Source organism: Pseudomonas sp. PA15(2017) (genome assembly GCF_001945395.1).
GTDB lineage: Bacteria > Pseudomonadota > Gammaproteobacteria > Pseudomonadales > Pseudomonadaceae > Aquipseudomonas.
Window position 1 is genome coordinate 1 of the sequence record NZ_MSXV01000026.1, and the last position, 7253, is coordinate 7253.

The following is a 7253-nucleotide window of genomic DNA, read 5'->3' on the forward strand; positions in this document are numbered from 1 at the left end:
CGTCCGGAAGATCGCGCCGATCCGGGCGGCATTGATCCATAATCCCCGTTATGCGAACGCCCCTCGACATCCCCACGCACCTGGTTAAAGACGCCACCCTCTACGCGCCTTCCCGCGATCCTCTCGACGCGGTTTGCCACGTTCTGCAGGACTACCCTAGGCTTGTGTCCGAAGTGCGTGAACTGCGCCGCCGCGTGGCCGATATCGACAACGAAAGCGCAGAGCTCGACCAGCTGGTTGCCAAGCTGCAGAATGTCGCTCGGCAGATCCTCGATATCTGATCTCTTCCAGGAACAACCATGGCCAACCGAACAGTCAGTCGCTTCGTCAATACACCCGGCACGCCTGCGCCTGTTGTCATCGCTCTGAATGTCATTACCGGCCTGGCCATCCTCGGCATCATCGTCGCCGCCGTCTTCGGATAGCGCCTGGCCCTCAGCCTGACCACTCCACACTGATCACTCGCTTCTTCTTGAGTTGGCACGCTGTTTCAGGCCGCGAGTAGATCCACTCGCACATTTGCGATCGGCCCGAAGGGGCGAGGGGCGAAGCCCTGCTTTTAGTCTGCGGCGGGCGATTCTTTGCAGCTGATTCCTGGCCCCGACCATCCGCCCTGGTGGTTGGGTATCGACGTCTTCGACGCTTCCATTGCAGCCGTCAGCATCAGCTTCCCGGCTTCCAGGCACTGCACCCGCGTTTCGTATTGAGCGACCTCTATCTCTTGTCCTGGGGCCAGGACCGAGGTCATTGCTAGAATCCACATCTTCGGCATCCGTGCTGCGGCGGCGGGGAGGGTGAGTCCACCTACTCTAATGGTGGACTCTTGTGCAATGACTGCACTTTTGACTACTTCTTGACCGCCCTCGGAATCTCTAGTGAGAGCATGCCGTTTTCGCCTAATTCGACGTAACTGATTGATTCGCTTAACAAAAAATGTGCTAACTCGCTATCCCTGATCGGCTGGCGACCCTGCCTAACAAGCAACTTGTTGATTTCTATACATTTTTTGCGCAAAAGCTCTTGCTCGTCATTGGTCAATCGCAGAGTTGCTGGCATCGAGCCACTACCTATCATCGGGAAACCTCCAAAAGTGTACGTGCATGCATGTGACTTGTGTTGACGTATGCTTGTTCACGCGTATACATTCCGCTCCATTGTGATTTGCATGCATGCATGCAACAGAAGCGGAATCTGTGAATGCTCGACAAAATCCACATGTTCATCCCGTTCAGGGTCGAAGCGATCACCGTCCACGGTGACGACGCAGGGCACCACTCCCTGTCGGTCGATCTCGAAAGCCTGGGCATTCCGCTTCGCGCTACCAGCGTGCTTGCAGACGGGAAGGGTGGATACATCGTCGAAGACCTTTCTCACGCCTGGGAGTCGCTGCCCACGTCGTTTACGCCTATGGCGGTCAAGGTGTTTCACCAGTCGCTAGGGAAGCGGATGAATCCCGGCGTTGAGCTGAAAGCCAGCCCGGCGAAGCTGCTCCAGGGGCACAACGTGTTCGGCCCGACCTCGATCCGCATGGGCGGCGAGGTGATGCTCAAGTGGCTGGCCGGCTCGTACCCCGAACTGTTCGCTCAACTCGATTGGCAGAGCGCCCAGGTCTACAACATCGACTGCACTTTCTCGGCCCGCCTGCCTGACGAGCGCACCGCGCTCCAACTGATCCAAGCGCTGCGCGGTGTCAGCAACGGCCAAACCCGCAACCGTGGCGACGACTACCAAACAACAGCGTATTGGGGCAGCAAGGAAACCCGGCTCCGCAAGCTGAAGGCCTATCTCAAAGGCCCCGAATTTCGCGGCGAAATCGACAAGGCCGTCAAGGCGGCGAGGGGAGGCAACCTTTCAGCCCGTCGCACCCTGGCGGTGCTGCAAAACCCCGACTTGCTCGCCTGGGCGGACAACCTGATCCGCCTCGAAGCGACCGTCATGCACCGCTGGCTAGACCGGCGAAACATCCCCTCCAAGTTGTGGGCGCTCTGCGACTACCAGGAACACCTAGCCACCCAGGGAATTTGTTTTATCCAGTGGTGCTGGGAGCAAGTAACGAAAGAACTGTTTGCGGCCTTTGAAGGTATCTCCATGCGAGTAATTAATGATGAAAAAGTGCTGGCCGCACTTAAAGAGAAGTTCGCCAAGCCCGGTGGCCGGTGGACTAAGGCCAAAACTTGCAAGTCCACTGGTGTGCAAATACCGCCCGTATTTGTTGCCGGTCCCGTCAATGAAAGTGTCGCCCTTAACCTGTTTCGTACCTATCGCAGCATCAAGGATTACGGATGGCAGGAAACAATGGACTCAATGTCCCGTCGCACTTTCTACGATCACGTAGGCAAGATTTGCGAATGCGGTCTAAGTAAAGCGGCCCTCCAGAAGTTGAAGCAGGACGACCATAAAAACAACGTGGTGCCTATCCTGCGCTTCCTGCAAGTCGATTTCAGCGCCCAGCGTCCGAGCTGGTACCAAGAACCAAGCGTGGAGGCTGCCTGATGAAAGCGCCGCTCCGTTTCATGTTCGGTTGGGTGCTCTACGTCGCGCTGTTCGCCATGCTAAACCCGGTCATCAATGCCATTTGGCAGGCCGTGTTGTTCCAAGACCCCATCGTCCCGATCGTTACGGCCTTCGTCGGCGTGATGATCCTCATAGCGCTCTATCTGTGGCCTCTGAGCCGCTTTATCAGCTGGTGCGATCAACCCAGGGCAGCCGCCCCAAATACTCCCCATGAGGTGAAATAACATGCTTCTTCTGACCGGTCTCTGCCATGGCTACAAAGTTAACAAGCGCATTGTTGGCCAAAACGAGTTCGTCGATCACCTGATTCTGCTGGAAGTCCAGGACCTGAATCAGTACGGCATCGCCGAAACCAAAACCGCAAGTATCAAGCTGGCCAAGGCTGATATCGAAAACGGTGTCCAGCATCAATACGACGCTCTGAAAGGCAAGTCTGTAAGTGTGCCCGTCCGCGTCGGCCCCTGGGCATCCAAGGCCGGTAATGCCGGTTTCGACTACTGGATTTCCGGCGACCGTAAGCCAGTCAACATGCAAATCCGTCAGCAAGTAGCGGCGGCTAGCTAACCATGTCCTCCGTCGAGTGCGAGGAATGCGGCGAAGTTATCGACCGTGAAGACGACGAATACGAGTTGTTTGATCATGACCTCGGACTTTGCGCGTTCTGCAACTCCGAGGCGGAGGATTAACAAATGCCCGAATCATTAATGGTCGTGACTCTTGGCGAATTAGTCAAAGTTGGGACTTCTGGTTTTCTGTGCACCCTCGTAGCTTGGTTCGCAGGAATTAAACTGTCGATTGCTCTTTCGGCAATTCGGCGTTTCTAGCTGCATAAGCAGCAAACAACTGTAGGAGTTACAAAGATGGAAGAAGTTCTCGCCTCGATCACTGGCGGTCAAATCGCTGCTGCTGTAACCGCGCTGATGATCGTTGTTGTCGGTATCGCCATGGCCTTCCAGGGTGGCACCGTCGGCAAGCGCGTCGTCAAGAAGATCTAACGCCACTTGTGGCCAAGTAAGGGTAGGGGTCAGAAATGGCCCCTAAACTTTTTATGGAAACGTCAATTGCAATAACATCCTCCGATATCGCCTTCTTCGTATATTCGGTGGTGTTTCTCGCCGGAGTAATAATCGGATGGGCATTCGTAATCGGTACACAACAGCGGTTCTAATCGCCTGCCTCTTTAGCGCCTCATTCGCAGGCGCTGCCACCCGCAAAAACGTAGATAATATGCCTCGCCGATCCGATGTCATTAATGGCGGCGGTTCCGGCTTCCAGACGCCAAATGGCGAGCATGCTTTTTACGGTCGCGACCACGTTGATACGCACACTGCGGGCAATAGATTCAATGCTGGTGACAATCCCGGCGGCTCTGATCGCCGTCAAAAGATAACTGTTAAGCCCAGGGTTAACTTGAATCCAAAGACTGTTGCCGGTGCTGCTGGCAACTTCTTTAAGAGCTTGCCTAAAGGCGGTGCTGCCGGTCTTGCTGCTGGTGGTGCAATGCAGGCAATGCTAGACGCCATTGATGCCGTTATGGACCCTGCTAACAATACAATTCAGGTTCCATCTTTTTCAGAACCGTCCACAAAGCCAGGCGATTATTACTGGCATGTCGATAACTTCCAATCTCCAAGCCCTAAGAAGGCTTGCGAGAATTACTATGCAGACAAGTCATCTACCTGGACTTATCCGATTCACTCTGTCGAGGTGGTGTTTGCCAGTGAGTCACAGGGATTCTGTCAGGGTATTTCCTACGGAACCCAGTACTCTGACGCTGTTTGGCGTCAAGGTACTGGCTGTTCCGGGACATATAACTCTTCCACTGGTGAATGCCTTGTTTCCTCCGGTTATCGTGATGTAACCCAGTCTGATTTCGATTCTATGGAAAAATGGGCTGCTGATCAGAATTCAGATTTCATACGCGACCTTTTGAAAGAGAACTGCGCAGGCTCTCCAAGCCCTTTGGCATGTATCGACGAACTTAGCGAGTGGGGCGACATGCTCGGCCCATCTTCTGCTGTTGGGCCTAAGGAAACTACTACGACCACTACAAAGAACCCTGACGGCACTGTCTCCACCACGTCAACCAGCACGCAGAACACATATAACTACAGCTTCGGGCCGACCTATTACAATTACAGCACGACCACCAAAAAGACAGTAACCAACGCTGATGGCAGTGTTTCAGAGTCTGAGGCCAGTGACGGTGGTCTATCTCCAGGCAATGAAAAGCCAGAGAATGAAGAGCCGAGTTATTCGTTCGAGGATTCGGAGTTCCCTAAGGTCGATCCGTTCTATGAGCAGAAATACCCAGATGGCTTAGAAGGCGTTTGGAACGACATAAAGGCAAAGATTGACAGCTCTGCATTCATTCAGTTTCTTCAAGGGTTCATTCCAAACTTCTCTGGAAGTTGCCCTAGCTTCAGCCTCAACCTGAATATTGGGCCGTTTGATCTCGGCGTTCAGAATCTTCCTAGTGTGTGTTATGCCTTGGACTTCGTTAAGGTCATCTTGCTATTCACCGCCGTTATGACATTCCGCGCACTGGTATTCGGGGGTTAACATGGCCGGCATATTCCAGTTCTTCACCACCATACTTGCCAAGATCGTCAACTTCGCCAAGTGGCTTCTCGCTGTATTCAAGCAAGTCTTTGTTGATTGCTGGAATATATTTACCGACTTGTTTTGCTGGGGATTTGAATCCGTTCTTGGCATTGCGGTCGGCGCTCTAAACATGATTGCCATCCCATTCAACCCGCAAACCTACTTTGCACTGATACCGCCAGATGTAGCGAACGTTATGGGCTACATTGGTGTTCCCCAGGGCGCTGCGATAGTTGTTTCGGGCTTAATTATCCGCTTCACGCTTCAAACCATTCCGTTCGTTCGCTGGGGTTCCTGATGATTAACTTGATGCTGGGCGCCCCTGGTGGCGGTAAGTCGTATGAGTCTGTTGTTTATCATGTGCTGCCAGCGCTCAATCGCGGGCGCAAGATTATTACCAACTTGCCCCTCAATCTCGATGCCCTGGAAGCGTTCTGCCCTGGCACACGCCACTTGGTTGAGATCAGAACCGAGAAGTTCGACGGCGGGCTTATTCGCCCCTTTTCGCGTGTCGAGCACTTCGGCGACGACTGGCGGCATGAGACTGAGGGCAATGTTGGCCCTCTCTATCTGATCGACGAATGTCATTTGGCATTGCCACTTCGCGGAACTGATATAGCCATTGAAGAATGGTTTTCCCTTCACCGGCACGAAGGGGCCGATGTTCTGTTGATCACGCAAAGTTACGGCAAAATCAATAAGGCCATCCGCGACCTGGTGCAGATGGTTTACCTCTGCCGCAAAGCAACCATGCTCGGCTCGAACAGTCACTACATTCGCAAGGTTAAAGATGGTTTGCGTGGTGCTGAGGTCAACTCGGCTATTCGCAAGTACGAGAAGCGCTATTTTCCGTTGTATCGGAGCCACACGAAGTCCAGCTCGGCAGTTGAGGAATTCGAGGCTAGTGACGTGCGTTCCATCTGGTCAGGCTGGCACTTTCGTGGTGCCGTCCTTTGCCTTCTCGTTGGCCCGCTTTGGCTGTTCTGGCTCTATTCCGGCGACAGCGAAGCCAAGGTCGCAAAGCAGCCTGAGAACGTCAGCACAACGGTCACCGTCGAGCACGTTGACGGCACGGTCGAGACGACCACTACGGGGCCAGATCTGCACGCTGATGTTCCGGCAGAGGAATCCCATGAGCAAGGGCAGGGGAGTGAGCCCCCGCCGCCCCCAAGCCATCCATTCTCTGGCTATACGTTCTTCCTGAGCGCCCAGATGTACACCAAGCGAGAATCTGGCGAGTATCACAAGGGTTACGTCGCTCTCGCGCAAAACGGCGTTGTAGTCCGTCAGATCCCTTTCGACGACTTGCGAGAAGCCGGCTACGTGATCACCTATCGGTCGCCGTCCGTTATCAGCGTGACATTCGACGGCAAAGACCTGGGCTATGTCGTATCCGCGCTACCTCAGATCTCGATGACGCCAGCCAACCAGATAGGGAAAACCGGCGGTTAAACGGGAGGGCTCCCGCTTGCGGGAGGGACCCGTTTAAACGTCCGCGTTTGACCCGCTCGGCAGTGTCTGTCACCTCCGGGCTCCACAGTGCACGCAACCACGACACCACGGCTCTAGGCCCCGCGTATCAAGCACCCTGATAACATCGCCGAAACGATAAGGGGGCTTATGCATGGGCATGCAAGATAGGGATTGGTATCGGAACGAACGGCGTAAGCAACGACAGCAACACCAGGCTACTCAACATCAACCCGAACCCTCGACTTCATCAGCAAGCCCGCCAGGATTCACCAGCGCAGCAGCTATAGGCTCGCTACTCGCCGCGCTTATCGTCGTCCTGATCGGCTTTGCATTCATCTGAGAACTGACCATGCCTGACTTCATCAAGCTGACAGCGCCTGACGGCGTCGTGATCGAAGCGCCGGTCGATGGTTGGCGTACCTGCGACTGCGGTGTGCTGGGCTTGGCTGACGGCTCGAACTGGTGCGATGACTGCAAGGAACGCTTTGAGCGCTCATGGGATGAATGCTTTGATTCTGCGGGTCGTCCGCCTCAGGCTGATTCCTAGGCTTCGCATAATGAACAGGGATTCATGGTTAATGCCGTCCGGAAGATCGCGCCGATCCGGGCGGCATTGATCCATAATCCCCGTTATGCGAACGCCCCTCGACATCCCCACGCAC

10 protein-coding genes are annotated in these 7253 nt (G+C 54.6%); all 10 read left to right on the top strand.

Annotated elements, in window-relative coordinates:
* The first annotated feature begins 50 nt into the window (after positions 1 to 50).
* Entirely contained in the window at positions 51 to 281 is a 231-nt protein-coding gene (locus BVH03_RS09380) for a hypothetical protein (RefSeq protein WP_075960910.1), read from the top strand.
* An 18-nt stretch (positions 282 to 299) separates the two neighbouring features.
* A complete protein-coding gene (locus BVH03_RS26790) occupies positions 300 to 425 on the top strand; it encodes a hypothetical protein (protein ID WP_256574666.1) in 126 nt (41 codons plus the stop codon).
* Between the two features lie 772 nt (positions 426 to 1197).
* The gene (locus BVH03_RS09395) at positions 1198 to 2493 is read left to right on the top strand and encodes a phage/plasmid replication protein, II/X family (RefSeq protein WP_075960912.1); all 1296 of its coding nucleotides are present in this window, start codon (positions 1198 to 1200) and stop codon (positions 2491 to 2493) included.
* A complete protein-coding gene (locus BVH03_RS09400; RefSeq protein ID WP_075960913.1) occupies positions 2493 to 2738 on the top strand; it encodes a hypothetical protein in 246 nt (81 codons plus the stop codon). Before BVH03_RS09395 ends, BVH03_RS09400 begins: the two co-directional genes overlap by 1 nt.
* Before the next feature lies 1 nt (position 2739).
* Positions 2740 to 3078 (top strand): DNA-binding protein, encoded by a 339-nt coding sequence (locus BVH03_RS09405; RefSeq protein WP_075960914.1) that lies wholly within the window; start codon positions 2740 to 2742, stop codon positions 3076 to 3078.
* A 296-nt stretch (positions 3079 to 3374) separates the two neighbouring features.
* Complete coding sequence (locus BVH03_RS26795; RefSeq protein ID WP_256574667.1) at positions 3375 to 3509, top strand: hypothetical protein; 135 nt, start codon at positions 3375 to 3377, stop codon at positions 3507 to 3509.
* A 136-nt stretch (positions 3510 to 3645) separates the two neighbouring features.
* Complete coding sequence (locus BVH03_RS25890; protein WP_143485930.1) at positions 3646 to 5076, top strand: hypothetical protein; 1431 nt, start codon at positions 3646 to 3648, stop codon at positions 5074 to 5076.
* Position 5077: 1 nt separating this feature from the next.
* Positions 5078 to 5416, top strand: a complete 339-nt coding sequence (locus BVH03_RS09415; RefSeq protein WP_075960916.1) for a DUF2523 family protein — start codon at positions 5078 to 5080, stop codon at positions 5414 to 5416.
* The gene (locus BVH03_RS09420; protein ID WP_075960917.1) at positions 5416 to 6570 is read left to right on the top strand and encodes a zonular occludens toxin domain-containing protein; all 1155 of its coding nucleotides are present in this window, start codon (positions 5416 to 5418) and stop codon (positions 6568 to 6570) included. Before BVH03_RS09415 ends, BVH03_RS09420 begins: the two co-directional genes overlap by 1 nt.
* Positions 6571 to 6940: 370 nt before the next feature.
* Complete coding sequence (locus tag BVH03_RS09425) at positions 6941 to 7138, top strand: hypothetical protein (RefSeq protein ID WP_075960918.1); 198 nt, start codon at positions 6941 to 6943, stop codon at positions 7136 to 7138.
* Positions 7139 to 7253 lie beyond the last annotated feature (115 nt).